The organism is Nitrospira marina, from assembly GCF_059568365.1.
Genome location: NZ_JCANTH010000001.1, coordinates 336252 through 351285, shown reverse-complemented (window position 1 = coordinate 351285; position 15034 = coordinate 336252). Strand labels below are relative to the sequence as shown.

The 15034-nt window shown below is 50.9% G+C and carries 11 protein-coding genes; 1 reads left to right on the top strand and 10 read right to left on the bottom strand.

Translation table 11 applies throughout. From position 1 onward, the window contains the following. Positions 1-14: 14 nt before the first annotated feature. The 5 genes from LX98_RS01510 to LX98_RS01490 form a co-directional block, all read right to left on the bottom strand. Positions 15-3266 carry an efflux RND transporter permease subunit gene (locus LX98_RS01510; RefSeq protein ID WP_496427221.1) on the bottom strand — a complete coding sequence of 1084 codons (3252 nt, stop codon included), beginning with the start codon at positions 3264-3266 and terminating at the stop codon, positions 15-17. After that, positions 3263-4369: an efflux RND transporter periplasmic adaptor subunit gene (locus LX98_RS01505; protein WP_496427220.1), complete on the bottom strand. Its 1107-nt coding sequence runs from the start codon at positions 4367-4369 to the stop codon at positions 3263-3265. Before LX98_RS01505 ends, LX98_RS01510 begins: the two co-directional genes overlap by 4 nt. Positions 4370-4373: 4 nt before the next feature. Continuing rightward, positions 4374-5024, bottom strand: a complete 651-nt coding sequence (locus tag LX98_RS01500; protein ID WP_496427219.1) for a TetR family transcriptional regulator — start codon at positions 5022-5024, stop codon at positions 4374-4376. Positions 5025-5622: 598 nt separating this feature from the next. After that, complete coding sequence (locus LX98_RS01495) at positions 5623-6120, bottom strand: hypothetical protein (RefSeq protein ID WP_496427218.1); 498 nt, start codon at positions 6118-6120, stop codon at positions 5623-5625. A 475-nt stretch (positions 6121-6595) separates the two neighbouring features. Next, positions 6596-7195: a DUF502 domain-containing protein gene (locus LX98_RS01490; RefSeq protein ID WP_496427217.1), complete on the bottom strand. Its 600-nt coding sequence runs from the start codon at positions 7193-7195 to the stop codon at positions 6596-6598. 249 nt (positions 7196-7444) lie between these two features. Here LX98_RS01490 and LX98_RS01485 point away from each other — a divergent pair, with 249 nt between their 5' ends. Beyond that, positions 7445-7699 carry a hypothetical protein gene (locus tag LX98_RS01485; protein ID WP_447963368.1) on the top strand — a complete coding sequence of 85 codons (255 nt, stop codon included), beginning with the start codon at positions 7445-7447 and terminating at the stop codon, positions 7697-7699. A 460-nt stretch (positions 7700-8159) separates the two neighbouring features. Here LX98_RS01485 and LX98_RS01480 read toward each other — a convergent pair whose 3' ends face one another. The 5 genes from LX98_RS01480 to LX98_RS01460 all read right to left on the bottom strand — a co-directional run bounded on the left by LX98_RS01480 (position 8160) and on the right by LX98_RS01460 (position 14928). Then, positions 8160-9146: an NAD-dependent epimerase/dehydratase family protein gene (locus LX98_RS01480; protein WP_496427216.1), complete on the bottom strand. Its 987-nt coding sequence runs from the start codon at positions 9144-9146 to the stop codon at positions 8160-8162. 142 nt (positions 9147-9288) lie between these two features. Continuing rightward, complete coding sequence (locus tag LX98_RS01475) at positions 9289-10602, bottom strand: trypsin-like peptidase domain-containing protein (protein WP_496427215.1); 1314 nt, start codon at positions 10600-10602, stop codon at positions 9289-9291. A 321-nt stretch (positions 10603-10923) separates the two neighbouring features. After that, a complete protein-coding gene (locus LX98_RS01470; protein ID WP_496427214.1) occupies positions 10924-12222 on the bottom strand; it encodes a trypsin-like peptidase domain-containing protein in 1299 nt (432 codons plus the stop codon). Between the two features lie 400 nt (positions 12223-12622). Beyond that, positions 12623-14134, bottom strand: coding sequence for a TIR domain-containing protein (locus LX98_RS01465; protein ID WP_496427213.1), 1512 nt, complete (start codon positions 14132-14134; stop codon positions 12623-12625). Positions 14135-14154: 20 nt separating this feature from the next. Beyond that, positions 14155-14928 (bottom strand): hypothetical protein, encoded by a 774-nt coding sequence (locus LX98_RS01460; RefSeq protein ID WP_496427212.1) that lies wholly within the window; start codon positions 14926-14928, stop codon positions 14155-14157. Positions 14929-15034: the final 106 nt, after the last annotated feature.

Here is a 15034-nt window from a genome sequence, read left to right as displayed (position 1 = left end):
CCTTCGCCTCCAAGTTACAAAGCGCCGCCCGACGGCTGTTCAGCTAATTGAGGATTTCTAGCCTCTACCCACTTGCGCTGCGTATCAACGACCAGAGTAAACAATGCCGGAATAACAATAAGGGTGAACACGGTGGAGACCAAGAGGCCACCCAGTACCACACTTCCGATACCCCGATACAGCTCGGAGCCCGCGCCGGATGAGACCACAAGCGGAAAGAGGCCAAAGAGCGTCGTGAGTGTCGTCATCATAATCGGCCGGACACGGATTTTGACGGATTCACGAATTGCCTCCCGAAGAGGTAATCCTTGTCCCGATTCTCCCCCAAACGAATCCCCCTCTTCCGGTCCCCTCATGAAATTTAAGGCCTGGTGCACCACTAGAATGGCATTATTGACCACCACTCCAATGAGAATGACAAAGCCTAACATGGTCAGCACATCTAATGGTTGATACGCGATAAAATTATTGACCAGAGAAAGCCCCAGGAATCCACCGGCTGCGGCAAACGGCACCGTAAAAATAATGACCAGAGGATAGAGAAAACTTTCGAACAAGGCCGCCATCAGGAGGTAGGTAATAGTAAAGGCCAACAGAAAATTCCATTTTAACGCATCATAGGTTTCGGTAAGATCATCGGCCGTCCCCGACAGGCGGACATTATACAAACGTCCTAACGTCCCACTTTCTTTCAATGGCCCAAGGATTTGCGTTCGAATGACATCCATCGCCTCCTCCAGCGCCATCTCAACCGGCGGGATCACCTGAATCACAATGGATCGTTCCCGTTCAATATGATTAATTTGTTCGGGGCCAGCTACCAGGGAGACATCAGCAATATTGCCGACCGTCGTCAATTGCCCCCCCTTGGTATAGATTGGGATCGAGGTCAGCGACTGCGTCTGATTGGCATATTTATCGATCCCACGAATCGTAAGATCAACCTCATCTCCTTCAAATTGGTAATCACTGGCCTTTGCCCCATCGACCAGGGCATCAATGGTAAATCCGAGTTCCTGATTCGTCATTTGCACATCCGCCGCACGATCCCGTTTGACGGTGACCCGGACTTCCGGACTTCCCAAATCCAGACTGGGAATGGGTCTGACCTGTGCCTCGGGGAGCACCCCTTTCACCTGACCGAACACCTGAACACCTAATTGAACAAGCGTGTCCAACTCCGGCCCGGTGATCTCAATATCGATGTTTCGTCCTTCACCAAGACCACGCTCAAACAGGCCGCGTTGGGTGATGATCCCAATCACGCCCGGAAGGTCCGCCGTGGCTCGACGGAACAGGGGGATCAATTCCTTCACGCGGCTCGGATCATTCACTCGACCGCCCATAAAGACGGATCGCCCCCGTGCCACATAGAAAAAATTGGCAATACTGGGGCCATCCAAAGCCGCTTCCTCCGGGGAGCCTGGCTTTGCGTCCCAATAGGGGCTTAGGGTCGATTCAATCGGCTTTCCCATTTTGACAAATTCGTGAGTGTTATACCCCGGAGGAGGAAGCAGAATGCCGATGACAAGATTCCGGTTTCCCTGAGGAAGATACTCCGCCTTCGGTAACAAAGCCCAGCTTCCCAGTATCGCAAGGGAGGTGAATCCCAGAATCGTCACACTTCGCCAGAAGACACTGCCACTCAAACCGTATACCAAAGAACCCAGGGCCTCTTTGATACGATCCAACCAGGAATGCCGTCCCGCCATCGAACCACTCTCCGTAAATCCCGCGGCAGTCCACGTACCGGGTGCTTGCTCCCCTTTGGACTTTTTCACCGTGGTTAACACCCGTGCAGACAATGATGGAATCACCGTCATTGAGACCACAAGGCTCAACCCCACTCCCGCACTGATCGCAATAGCGATATCCCGAAACAATTGACCGGATTGTTCTTCCATGAACACAATGGGAACAAAAACAGCAATAGTCGTGAGAGTACTGGCCAGCACTGCACCCCACACCTCCACAGTGCCATCGTATGCCGCTTGGAATAACGATTTGCCCAATTCCCGATGACGATAAATATTTTCCAACACCACAATGGAATTATCCACCAACATCCCGGCAGCAAACGTCATTCCCGCTAAACTGATGACATTGAAGTTCCGGCCCAACGCCCACAGCATAATAAACGTTCCCATCATGCTGATCGGGATGGCCAAACCGACCACCAGGGTGCTACTGCCCGTGCGGAGAAATAAATACAAAATGGAAATCGCCAATATACTCCCGACGATTAAATTTTGCTGGACCAGAGTCAGGGATCGGTTAATGTAAGTGGTTTCATCATAGACCTGAAATAACTGAAACCCCCGCGCATTCAAAATTTCTTCATTGAGCTCACTGGCGGCCTCCCGGAGACCGTCCATGGCTTCCAACACATTGGCCCCGGTTTGCCGTATCGCGTTGATTGCGATGGCTGGATGGCCTTTTTGTCGCACCACAACGGTCGGATCCTTGTAATCAATATGGGCAGTCGCCACATCCCGTACATACACCGACGCGCCATCACGCCGGGCGATGATGACATTTTCCACATCCTGGGGATTGAGATATTCCCCCACCGTACGTACGACATACGACCGTTTACCCTCATCGAAATCTCCGGCACTGTAATCCCTATTCTCCTGATCTAACGCTCGAGCCAAATCCATAATGGTTAACGCTCTGGACGCTAATTTAGCCGGATCGACCGTCACCCGAAGCTCCCGCTCCCGCCCACCGTAAACATTCGAAGCCGCGACACCCTGGACCCGTTCGAAACGGGCTTTGATGATATCCTCTGCAAAATCCCGCATGGTTTCAATGTTGACGGGATTTCCTTCTAAAGTGTCTAAAATAAACCAGGCCATGGCGGCCCCACGGGTATCCGCACTGCTAATGACGGGTTCATCCGCCTCAAGCGGATATTCCTTGACCTGATTCAACCGGTTGGAAACTTGGAGTAAGGCGGTATCCGTGTTCGTTCCTGTGGGAAATCGGAGAATGACTTTTCCCTGACCGTAGGAACTTTCGCTGAACATTTTTTCCAGTCCTTCGACGCCTTTGAGTTGCTCTTCCTGCTCATCGATGATTTCACGCTCGATTTCATGCGGGCTTCCCCCAGGCCAAACGGTATCCACGGTGACCTCATGCTTTTCCACATCAGGGGCCAATTGAACCGGGAGCTTCACCAACGCCACAATGCCGAACAACACCACTAAGAGCACACCCACTGCCGTGCTGACCGGATAACGGATGGCGGAATGAACCAGATTCATGTTTTTACCGGCTCCTCTAAAATTCTGACCGACTGACCGGGCAGGAGGCGTTCATTCCCTTCCACGACTATCTGCATGCCTTCTTCAATAGCTCCCTGCACTTCTACCACGTCCTCAAAATGGGCTATGGGGATCACCGCTACCTGCGTAACAGTGTTATTGGCCACAATAAAGGCGAATTCCTTGCCTCCTTTGAGCACCAGGGCATCCTTGGGGATCACGACCGCCTGGTAAGGAGCGCCCACCGCTAGCTTCACCCGTGCGACCATCCCGCTTTTAATGCGTAAATCCGGATTGGCCAAAACGACTTTGACCGGAAATGTCCGTGCCGACCGATCGGCTTGCGCGATGACCGAAAAGACTGTTCCCTCAACCTCCACTCCAGGCAGGGCATCGAACTCCGCCATCACTGGATCCCCGACCCTGACATCCCGCACATATTCTTCCGGAAGCGGTACTTGCACCTCGACCTTTGCCAGATCTACCAATTCCACCACTGGTCCACCCTCCTCGACCCATTGGCCGATTTCCGTATATTCTTTCGTGATCCAGCCGGGAAAAGGTGCCATGATTTTTGATTTGGTTACTTGATCACGTACAAGTCGAATTTCCGCTTCTAATTGAATCAGCCGCTTTTCCAGAGCGCTTTCTTCAACAACCGCATCATCCATTTCCTTTTGAGTCACCAGTTCTTTGGCAAACAACACTTTGATTCGGTCCAAATCCTTCTGCGCCTGTTCATAGCGGGCTTTGGCTTCACGATGCGAAGCTACTGCCGAGTCAAGGCGGATGTCCAGGGTGTCTGTTCGAAGACTGGCAAGCAGTTGGCCTTTCTTCACAAACTGCCCTTCTTTACCGGGGAAGGCTTTGACCAGCCCGGCCACTTCACTGGCTACAAGACTTCGCTTGCGTGGCTCCGCTGTTCCCACCAATGAGACGGATCGCTGAACCTGCTTGCTCGAAACGGTCACAATCTTGACCGGAGAGGGTGGACGCCCCGTTGGCGGCTGGGCCGCCTCCTGTTCGCTACACCCCTGCAAGCCCTGCACACCTAGGACCAGGGCAAACACCAACCAGATAGAGCTTTTAGGCGGACATGTCATACGTTTACATTGGCCTTTTTAAGGTTGAAGTCCCGAGACCGTCAAGCAACAACGACCCCAACCACTTGCCTTTGTCTACAAGCGATTCTTTGGGGCCTGACTGGAGAATCCAAAGATAGATGGTGGAGTTTAACATGCCATGAAACGCCAAGGAGGTATCTTTGGGATTCACTTTGCGGAATTCTCCGGTCCTAATGCCCTCCTTAATGAGATTTGCAACAAGATCAATTTGCGCCAAGTACCGTTTCCACACCCGCTCGCCAAACGCGCTTTTCACCGTCCATTCAAACCCGCTCCACTCAGAGACATAAATACGGAAGAACGCACGGTTTTGATCAGCGAAAGCTAACTTCACCTGAATTACCGCACGTAACTTCTCCTGGGCCGGGAGACGGCTGTGCGTCGCTTCTTCCAAGAGCCGGAGTAATTCCTCCACCTTGGCTTCCACCAGAGAGATATAGATGTCTTCTTTGCTTTTAAAAAACCGGTACACCGTCCCCATGGCAAATTGAGCGGCCTCGGCGATTTCGGCCATGCTGGTTTTAAAAAATCCGTTCTGGGAAAACTTTCGCTCCGCGGCCAGCAAGATTTCTTCACGCCGGGCTTCATATTCCCGCTGTTTTCTTTCCGCCCGAGGATTGGGAGTCGCTTTCATAACAATGCCTTTTACCGAGATAGTTCTAATCGGCCTTGAATATTAATTCTAAAAGATGAATGTCTATTCCACAATATGAACCTCTGATTCAATTCGTTATCGGTTCCATTCATCCTTGAGTGATGGGCAAAATTTACCGTGAACTCTATTTCTTGACTAAGGGCTCCGACCTTTGAATTGCTTAGGTAAAATTTTCACATGCCCTATCTGAACAGTTAACAGAGGGAAAAGGGGGTTAACGGGTTATCCACACATCCCATCCTCCTTTGCCTTCCATTATTTCATGTTTAAAAGAGAAAAATAGGGGAGAATACTATTTGGACACGGCGCCCGGGACTACATGATCTCTTCACACGTATAGAGGAAATTTGCTTGGAGCGCCATAAAGAGAAGATGATGAGTGGAGACCGGCTTCCTCAAATTCTCGAGAAACCTCCTAATAGGATACTCATTTGAAGGAGGGGAAGTGAAATTACCGTCCGTTTACATCGGCCTGAGGGAAAAGCATGGTTGGTCTTTCTCAGGCTAGATGGCTGGTGTTTTCATCCATTTAATTCCGGTGGTTTGGTGCCGAGTGAAATACTTCCCGCAACAAGGCCTACGAGGTCTCTTCGCGAAAGGATCCTAAAAACAGATTTCCGCAAAGAAGAGCACCGCCTATTAATAAGCCTCCCACACCCGTATACACGAAAATTTCCGTAAGAAAATGTTCATGAGCCGGACCACGCCCGATGGACGGAGCCAGGAGAAACATGGTCAGCCAAGAAAGTGGATACAAACTGCTGAGGCCGAGAAAAATTGCAGAGGCCTTTTTGTATCGGGATTTCATTCCAGACAACATGGTGAGTATGATCAGTCCCAGTGAAAAGGCGGCAATACCCGTTGCATGGAAGTGCGCACGTTGGGCATATCGCCAAATCTTATCCGCACTTTTGGCATCATGGACTGCCGGATTCGCTTCAATTCCCTGTTTAATATAACCTTTATACATATCTTCATTGATACCGAAAAGAATTCCCATTCCCACACCAAACATCAGTCCCAACAGCACGAGGCCCAGTCCAATTTTCACAACTTGAATCTCTTTGGTCATCATGTTCACGATCAATCTCCCATCATCCTGTCATAATAATGACTGCCAGTCGTGTATCTCTCAAAAAACCCTCCGATTCATCACATACATGCGGTGATGCGTATCTGCCCAATCCCCATTGGTAAGTTTCTCCGAAAGGGTTGAATCTGTTCGTTTGCTCAGACATGTGAACATGGGGGTCGTGGATCACACTCGCTCATCCACTGCGGGCCATCCTAGCTTGGCGCGCACGTCCCCCAACGGGGATCGCTCCAGGTGCAAAGAGCCGCTATACAGGGCGGCTAAATACATATTTCAGGGTCATCACATATGACAGGCGGTACGTTCGAAGCAACTTGAATGACGAGGGGTAAATGTTTGTCTTTCATGATGGAACGGTAAAACACATTCCTTCAGAAATTGTGACTTGTTTCTCTCAGTTATGGGAATGAAATTACCACCGGCCCCATTTACATTACTGAGGAAAGTTCCTGTAGTCCTAACCCCCTTCCCCATTTTGTCCCCCGGAGACGCCCCCTGACACAATAAATGCCATGACATCCGCACTTTCTGCCTCCAAGGGATGAACTTGTCCTTTGGGAAAGATTAAGATATTTCCCGCAAAATTATAGGATTGCGGAAAATAGACGGCCACATGGTCAAGCAGGCCGAGAAAATCCAAATCCGTTCGAGTCACAAAGCCTACCGCTTCGGCATGACCACCAGGAACCAGAGACACCAAAACCGGCTGATCGAACCGCCGCTTTTCTCCCATAAACGCTGCAATCAGATCTTTGAGCGAGGTATAGAGAATTTTGACGAAAGGCGCTTTCACCAACACCCGTTCCAATACATCCAACATTTTTTGTACAAACACGGTGGACGCATATCGGCCGGTTAAGGTGATTAACCCGATCGTGATCAGAAATCCCACACCCGGTACGGGAATATTCAGCCAGCCATCAATGGTTTGAAGTACCAACCACGCCACATACAACGTCGTCACTACCGGCACCAGGATTAAGAGACCTTCGAAAAAATTCCTGGCCAGATCGTTCATATTGATATTGTCCCAAAACTTGGGCCGTTGTAATTCCATATCAGACTACCCCCATAAAAAAGTGAACACCCGCATGGTCAGCTCACCAAACACTGTCATTTCGAAACTTCGCCTTTTTCCTGAAAATATCAGGAATGGGCAGACCGTCCCCCCATGAAAGAATGTACCCTACCGCCAAAAGTCACACAAACGCGGAGCGATGGTCAACATGAGGGATGGTGGGTGGTTACAGGGAACAGGGCAATGCAGTACAATCGGCTCAACACATTCTTAACAGGGGGAACATGCATGGCACAAAGCAGTTCGGGAACGACACCAGCAGCAACCGATTCCCAGGAAACAGAAATTCTCTACGTCGTGATTCAACGGGATGGCAAGCAGGTCAGTGCTAAATGGGGACTCCATCCGAATCTCAAAGAAGAGTTGAAACCCGAAGAGTGGAAAGAGCTGACCGAAGTGATGGGAAAAGTCACCACACTTGTCGGAGGTCGTTTTTCACAAGTCTTAAATAAGGCCGAAGAAGAATCAGGTGGTACGGCTTGAAAGCGACCGCCCGTTGCTTTGACTCCAGATATTAAAGATCGCATTCCCTGCGGGCGGCGGCATTCTCAATTTCTCCTCCCGTTCGACCCCTCAAGACTCTTCCGGCAAGATCTCCTTTCAGGCGGCCCAAATTGCACTTCGGCACGCCGGCTCTCCACCGTCAAAAGAAAAGGGGCTGTGAGGAGAGGTGACGCATGGGAACATTCCACAGGCTCACTACAGGTACAAGAATCTGCGCTGCATTTATCAGACGATGTATCATGAATGCTGAGCAAGCAACGATTAGAGTAAGCCGTGATGAAGTTGCCACCCTGAGGGAATCGAAGGATCTGGCACAGCCTTAGCACATCAACCCGGGCACAGCCCCTTGGCCATTGGATCAGTATGACAGGGGAATTGAAGAGCCCTGCAATCACAATTGGCCCATGCAATGTCTAACTATGAAATGAAAATTTTTACCCTAGAGGTACCCATTTTCCCGAAACCAGGTAACCGCATCCTCAATTGCCCCTTGAGGGGCACTCCGCGGATAATCCAATTCTCGCTGAGCTTTTGAGCAATCGTAATGCTGCATGTGCGCCATCACTTCGACAAAAAAGGCAGGCACAAAGGGGGGCCGGCGTAAGAGAGAACGTGAAACCCACTCCCCGACTTTTGCTCCCCACCGGGCGAGAGCTAATGGAACCGGAAAAAAAGGAGGCGGCACTCCAACCTCCTGCGCAATGAGTTCATTCAAGTCTTTTTGTGTCGTATTCCAGTTACCCACCAGATAGCGTTCCCCGACACGACCGCGCTCTGCCGCCCGGATCATGGCCACGGCCACATCCCGCACATCAGTGACATTCACCCGGCCTGGGACATATACCGGCATCCGCCCCTTCGCGAGCATGAGAATATGGGTGCCGCTTGTCGGTTGCTGATCGTAGGGGCCGAAAAACTCCGTCGGGATCACCACCACTGCGGGAATACCCTGGTGAACCGATTGCAGAATCTTCTCTTCCATGGCGGCCTTGGCCATGAGATACGGATTGTTCGTATATCGGGTTGAAAATTGACAGGTTTCATTGGCTGGATGTCCGACCGTTTTGGGAAATCCCACAGTCGTGAGCGTACTGGCGAAAACAAGCCGGTCCACCCTGGCCGCACGGACAGCCTCTAACACGAGTGCCGTTTCTTTCAGAGCCTGCCCTTTGGCCACCTCAACCGGAATCGTCCCAGACGGATAATACCCGGCGGTGTGATAGACCACATCCCTGCCCTCACAGCCGAGGCGCAAGGACTCTCCGTCATTGAGATCACCCACCACACGCTCAACATTCAGCCCATCAATCGTGAAGGTGTTACTGGTGGATCGATGCAACACACGAACCTGGTCCCCACGCTCAAGTAGCCCCCGAACTAAATTCGCTCCAAGTTGCCCGGTTCCACCGATGACCAACGATTTCATCTGAAACCCCTGTCGAGTAATCGTGGAGAAAGTCCTCTTTCAGGTAGAACGTAACACCCTTTAATCGGCTGCACAGTTGAGACCCGAACACTACGCATGTTTGTATGATTGCAGAAAAGGAATGCACGAAAACAAATGGTGCTTACTGCCCAAAACCCTGAATGGCGTTCCACGCATCATTGCCTGGTAAACCAAAGGAGGCGGGAGAATCTGCCGTTCGAACCAACGAGAGATTCATGGGAATCATATTGGAAAAATCCTGGAAGGTCCCGGTTAAGGTTCTCCCATCATCGGACATCGTGGTTGTAGATTGGCCCATCGTTCCCAACACGGTCCGATAGAAAATAGATAATTGGTTGCCTTGCAATTGTCCTTCTCCCTCCGCGGTCACCATGGTTCCCAACACACTGGTGGTCACCTCTCTCATGACCACCCGATCTCCAATTTGTTGCAGGACATAGGACACGGTCGGGTCATTGGGGTTTTTCCAGATGCCCGTCACATCAACCACGGCTCCTTCCTGGAGGGTCGCGTTCAACTCCCGACGTTCGCCGGGAAGAAGTTCGACACTCTTAGTCCAAGGTCGATAGCCTTTCTTTTTGACCGCCACCTCGTATTCATCGGGAGGTAATTGACCCACGACGACTGATCCCTGTGTCGTGTTTCCAACAAGTTCATCGTCAACAAACACCTCCGCATCCTTGGGAACGGTGGTGACGACCAACGCGGCCAACCTCTTTCCAGCTGAATCACCGGTATCTGTGGCGCTCCCCGGTGAAATATTTTGGGGTTCAATCCTGACTTGACGGCTAAACCCCGGCCAATTGTCCACCGTGAATTGAGCAATTTGAGAAGGTTTGGCATTACCAAACTGCCGGATGATTTCCACGATGACACCGATGACTCTTCCCCGGTAGAGCAGTGGTCCTCCAGAGTTCCCTTCTTCAACGGCACCAGAAAATTTAAGAATGGGACCGTCAAATCCAGACAGAGTCCCCCGGGTCACCGCCCATGGATTGCCACCAACCTGTGGAAACCCGATCACCCGCACTTCCTCGCCCCCATGCAATTGACTCTGGGTATCCCACTCTAAAATCTGCACGTCATCGGGGAGATCTCCGCCCACTTTCAACAGGGCCAACCCTCTGGGATCCCCGCCTTCTTTATTGATCACCTCAGCGACCAACGGTTCTTCTTGATGAGAAAAAAAAGTGACGGTGATCGACTGAGGGACTTCAGCCTCTCCCTCAATCACATGTGAAGCGGTCACGATAAACACATGTTTTTTGCCCTGTCCGGCCACAAAGCCGGTTCCAACCTTTTGCCTGTTGGGGAATTGAGCCGTAATCTTGACCACACCCTTTTTCAGCATGTCGATATCCACATCGGCCCACACCGGTGGGACCATGCCCAGCATGGCAACAAGCAAGACAACCAGAGAATGGATGGATACCATCGTCAAATCCTTTACCCTGTGTATGAGGTCCTCATTTGCAACCATCTTGTCACAACTATCACATGAAGCCAAGCCCATCCACTCAGAGCTCGTTCAGTGGAAGGGAGAAAGATCAGCAGAAAAAATCGTCCGGACGGCCCTGAAAATATCTTGTGAATCTGATCTGTCTGAAACGGCAATGATGGATTCCACCGTCAACGAATTTAATTATGAAAATGAATGAAGGAAATGAAAGAGAAATTTAAAGCCCTTCCGAAGCAAGATAATAATGGTAAACAAACCCTCCCCAAGGGTCACCGCCATGGGAACATCATCTTTACCCTATTGCTCCTCTCGATTAGTTAGCTCATTTAACACTAACCAATTGTCCAGGGTAAATTTCGCAATTTGAGCCGGTTTCGCATTGCCGAATTGCCCGGTGACTTCCATCGCCACCCCTATAACTTTGCCTTGATACAATAAAGGCCCTCCAGAGTTACCCTCTTCAACCGCCCCGGAATACTTCAAAACTTGGCCGTCAAAGCCCGACAAAATCCCTTTAGTAACCGCCCAGGCATTGCCGCCCATACGTGGAAAGCCGATGAGCTGGAACTCCTCCCCACCCTGAAACCGGGTTTGAGTATCCCATTCCAAAATCTGTACATCCCCCGGAACATTCCCGCCAACTTTCAAAAGTGCCAGGCCGTGCGGATCTCCACCCTCTTTTTTCACCACCTTTGCAACCAGTGATTCTTCCTGACGCGTAAAAAATGTCACCGTGACCGATTGCGGCACCTCAACTTCGCTTTCCACCACATAGGAAGCGGTCACAATAAACAGATTCTTCTGGCTTTGTCCGACGATAAAGCCGGTTCCGACTTTTCGATTCTGAGTAAAATGAGCGGTCACCTTCACCACACCTTTTTTCAACGTGCCGATACCCGCGCCGGTTTCGGTTTTGGGAAAGATGCTAGGTGTCGGAATAGGTGTCGGAACTGGGTGGGCATGGGCTTCAGAGCCAAATTCTCTGTTGACATTTTCGTTCATGGATCCGGGTTCAATGCCAATGCCGTCCAAATAACTCAACAGGCTTTTGTGGGTAATGCCCAAGCCAAACTCTCCTCTATTGGACATCACCATCCCCACAACCTTGGTATTTACGATGATCGGTCCTCCGGAAAAACGGGACGCCACTCCTGGATCCAAAGTGATATCGTGGACAACACGATTAGAGATATCGCGCTTCACCATGGCCCAGTCTCCCCCGCCTCCCGGATGGCCAAAGACCATCGCTTTTTCGCCAACAGAAACCAAAGGAGTTAATGATTCAATGGTTAGGACACGCGCATCCTTGGAGATATGTTCTTTCCCCCTCACGATCAAAACCGCTAACCCTCGAAGGTCATCATTCACTTGAGCTCCTGGCAATACCGAACCATTGGCAACCGCTTGTCCTCCTGACACAAGATTCATTGAATAGAATTCGACCGTCGGTTGCTGATCCCCCGCGATGACATGAGCTGCGGTAATGACATAGACCTTCTCCGATTCGAGCCGAACGATGAACCCGGTCCCCACCTGTCCACTTTTGGTTGTAATTTTGACGACACCGGCTTTGAGCGAATCCAGGTCTTGGCCCATGACAGATTCACTCCACCCTATCATCCCAACCCAAAAGAAAATTCCTAAAAGACCTATGACAGCGTGAATTTTCACAAGGAGCCACATCTGTATCATTCCTATGAATCGAAACCAAGGGAGATGGGTTATCCCATGATCACAGGCCACAACAAGGGCTCCTCTCCTCGTAGCGACGTTCCAGTGGAACGTCGTCCGCGGCACACATCGGCCAGCGTATCCAAGAAAGGTAGATGTGCTTTACCATGTGGCCCCCCCTACATCGTCCAGCAATCCAAGAGAGACGTCCCACCGGGACGTCTCTACATTAAGACAGCAACCCGGTTGATCTCATTCTGGAGCGACGTGTCGGTGACACGTCGTCTTCTTTGGATAGCACGATGTCTGGCACACTCTTCATCCTCTACAACCCGATCAGCTTACGGACTGGTTCAAACAGAGGACTTAGTCGAATTTTATCAAAGAGGGTCGGGCGAAGATCCTGTGGATTGTCAGTTGTGCCGGTTTTGACATAGCCGGCCTTGCCCTTCAGATCCACCACCAATTTATGGCCGATCGGATCTATGCTGATTGAAGTGATCTCAAAATGGTCCAGATGGTCCAGGGTCAGAAACGCATTGGTTCCCATCGGCACCGAGGGCATTCCTTCGGGACTCACATATTCCACCGTTCCTGCAAATCCCTCTGGCGGTTTGCGTTCACCAGTCCCAGGATCCTGCGAGGAAAAGTCAATGGATTGTATCGGCAAGACTGAACTGGAAATCGGTTTCTTGCTTGTGATTTCTTTTTCTTTCATCACCAGGACCAGAGACTCATCCTGCCCAAACAGTTCCATCGTTCCCGGCTTCTTCTCAAAAATAATGTGATAGGTCAGCTCTTGATCCTGGGGAAAAGGAATGGAAAGTTCGGGCGGCGCTTGTAATCCGATTTGAATGAATTGGACGGCATGTATGCGGGACACCACCACTCGCTGTGGCCCCTCTTTCTTTCGGAATGCCAAAGTGACCGCATTATCATTGGAAACCTGCATCGTGACAAACGTCTCGTCGGTCAGCACGATACCATCGAGTTGCCCCGCAACGGCCTCCTGATGATCCGTGGGTTCAATGGTGATTTCCGAGGCCATACCAGAGCTGCCCACATCAAATTGCACGGTTCGCCCATTGACGGGGATATCAAACCAGGCTTTCGGCGGATAACTATCCGACTCCATATCATAATCAGCCGGATCCGCAACCAACAGCCGGTCTGGACTGATAGCGAGTTTGCCGATATTTTCAACGGTCAGGGTCTCAAAGGTCACCGTATCCGTCAGTCGTTTATCATCCACGCCCGGCGCCACGCTAAATTCCATCCGGGTGGTTTCCACATGCACCGAAATATCCGGATCGACTCGCACAAAAGAACTGCCGATCAGCAGGATGGCAAGAACCCCTCCCACCCCGGCCTTGACCCCAAAAAGAGCGACCAATTTTCCGAGCAGAGAAGGTTGGGTGGAAGAGGCTTCAGGGAGCTCAACAGGCTTTCCCTCTAATTTGGCACGGATGACAGAAAGGAGAATTTCAAATTCCCTGGATCCGGCCGTGCCTGCCCACCCAAGAAAGCACAAGGCCTGAATACCGGTAAACGCCAAGGGGATGGCATTGGCCTCCAACATGACCGGTATGACCTTTTCCGTATTCAGAGCTTCCCGAGCCTCTGCCCGCACCCACCGGGAATTTTTAGCGTGAGCGGTCCATAACACCACTACGCATTGCGCCGAGGCCAACGCGTCTTCAATCGTTTTATCCCACTCGCTTCCCACTTGAATCTGGCGATCCCACCAAACCGACATCCCTGATTGCTCCAAGGATGCAGCCAATTGTTGGGCCAAGGGTCGATCCTCGCTGGCGTAACTGATGAACACGTCCTTCATGACTGAAGGGAAGCCTCCCTTTACGGGTTCACGATTGGCTGATGGTAGAAGTGAATCTCTTTGGAAATGGGTTGATTGGAGGAAAGAGAAAACCCGCTGATGTCCAGTTTGTAGGAGCCTGGCTCTGCATCTTTGGCGTCCCAATGAATCGTAAAGGGAAGACCGGCACGTTTTCTTCTGAAGAGTTGCCTCTCAATTTCCTTGCCGGAAGCCTTGCGTGTTATGGAGACCAGGAGTCTCGCATCTTCACCGGTTTTTAAGGTAAAGAAATACCCTTCAATTTTCGATGGCGCAGCCTTGTGATAGAGCACCGCCGGGGCCACTCGCTCTATGCTGGAAGTCGACTCGGCATCGAGGCGAACCAGTGCCCCCAATTCATAGAGACCGAGTTTGGGAGTCAGGTGCTGCAAAACAGGATCGGTCGGCCAGGCAAAGACATTCTGAAACCCCTTTTCCCAGACCCGGGCAGGTTCCACCTTATCCAACCAATAGTAGGTGCGATAATCCAGTTCGCGAACGGTCAGATACACCGCATGCTCATCGTCTAAATAAAATTGAAGCTTCACCGCATTCGGAAAGTTGTCAGAGGAAACCAGTTCCTGGTAATCGGCCAGAACTGAAATCAATTCGATATTCAATCCCGAGACCGGCTTCGGTTTGACGCCTTCCTTCCAACTGCCTAAGTGATCCTGACTGCGGGATTGATATTGAATATCCAGTTGAGCCCAGGGTACCGATGGGACCCCAGCGATGAACACCAGAATCAGGAGTAATCCTAAAACACCCTTTTTCATGGCTAACAACTCCTCCACGTTTTCAGGGAAGCTCTTCCTTAAAGTGCGTTCGATTGGACAACCCTCATGAAGATAAGGAGGAGTCTACCGCGGACGGAAAAATGAA

Bases quoted from the DNA above. Each gene is read 5' to 3' on its own strand.
- LX98_RS01460 (WP_496427212.1), bottom strand. From the start codon at position 14,928: ATGAAAAAGGGTGTTTTAGGATTACTCCTGATTCTGGTGTTCATCGCT.
- LX98_RS01480 (WP_496427216.1), bottom strand. From the start codon at position 9,146: ATGAAATCGTTGGTCATCGGTGGAACCGGGCAACTTGGAGCGAATTTA.
- LX98_RS01490 (WP_496427217.1), bottom strand. From the start codon at position 7,195: ATGGAATTACAACGGCCCAAGTTTTGGGACAATATCAATATGAACGAT.
- LX98_RS01465 (WP_496427213.1), bottom strand. From the start codon at position 14,134: ATGAAGGACGTGTTCATCAGTTACGCCAGCGAGGATCGACCCTTGGCC.
- LX98_RS01500 (WP_496427219.1), bottom strand. From the start codon at position 5,024: ATGAAAGCGACTCCCAATCCTCGGGCGGAAAGAAAACAGCGGGAATAT.
- LX98_RS01510 (WP_496427221.1), bottom strand. From the start codon at position 3,266: ATGAATCTGGTTCATTCCGCCATCCGTTATCCGGTCAGCACGGCAGTG.
- LX98_RS01485 (WP_447963368.1), top strand. From the start codon at position 7,445: ATGGCACAAAGCAGTTCGGGAACGACACCAGCAGCAACCGATTCCCAG.
- LX98_RS01505 (WP_496427220.1), bottom strand. From the start codon at position 4,369: ATGACATGTCCGCCTAAAAGCTCTATCTGGTTGGTGTTTGCCCTGGTC.
- LX98_RS01495 (WP_496427218.1), bottom strand. From the start codon at position 6,120: ATGATGACCAAAGAGATTCAAGTTGTGAAAATTGGACTGGGCCTCGTG.
- LX98_RS01470 (WP_496427214.1), bottom strand. From the start codon at position 12,222: ATGGGCCAAGACCTGGATTCGCTCAAAGCCGGTGTCGTCAAAATTACA.
- LX98_RS01475 (WP_496427215.1), bottom strand. From the start codon at position 10,602: ATGGTATCCATCCATTCTCTGGTTGTCTTGCTTGTTGCCATGCTGGGC.